Raw genomic sequence first — 729 nt, forward strand, 5'->3', positions numbered from 1 at the left:
AGTTAGTTGAATCTTGGTTGGATTGAATTCAACAAACCTAGCGTCATTAAATAAATTTAACCGAGCCGCTAGGTATTATTGATTGAGTGAAAAGTGCCTCTTGCAGACTATCAAGATCTATAATGTCTGAAGTCAAGATTTGACCCCTTCCGTCACTTATCGATTAAGATGAAAAAGATCTTATAAAAAAGCTAAAAGTGAACAATATTACAATAGCAAAAATAAACCCTAAAATTGATGGAGATAGCTTTTTTATAAAAGGGGTTACTGTTGGTTTATGTGCATCTAAATACGATTCATGAGCTTGATTTTCAATTGCAGCAGAAACTTTATGGAGATTTTCAATTATAGAACTATTAAATTCTACAAAGTCATTATTATAGTCTTCCTTTGCAGGAGCATAGGTTAATAGAAATTTTAGATTTAAAAAATCGTCCTCTTTAAAAAAATTAGAAATTCCATAGCGTAACAGAACTGATTGGTAGTTAAGCAATCGCTCTACAGCAATTATATTTTGTTTTGCTGTATAATTAACAAGCGAAGAACTCCCGAAATTTGCCGTATTTGTGATAAATTTAATTCTTTCATCAACGATAGATGATAACTTTTCTAAAAAAGTTAAAAAGATTGCTCTCCCTTCTGAGCGTGTAGCAATATACTTCGAGCCATTATAAACTACATACCAGCCTAGCATGACTAAAAGAATACTGGACCCTATGGAGACAAATA

General features: G+C 31.8%; 1 protein-coding gene. It reads right to left on the bottom strand.

The features are described from left to right. Nucleotides 1–163: 163 nt before the first annotated feature. Nucleotides 164–729: hypothetical protein (locus ACTRWE_RS19235; protein WP_462880535.1), on the bottom strand; the 566-nt coding region annotated here is incomplete at its 5' end.

The organism is Pseudoalteromonas sp. G5_S1_54_S4, from assembly GCF_054968565.1.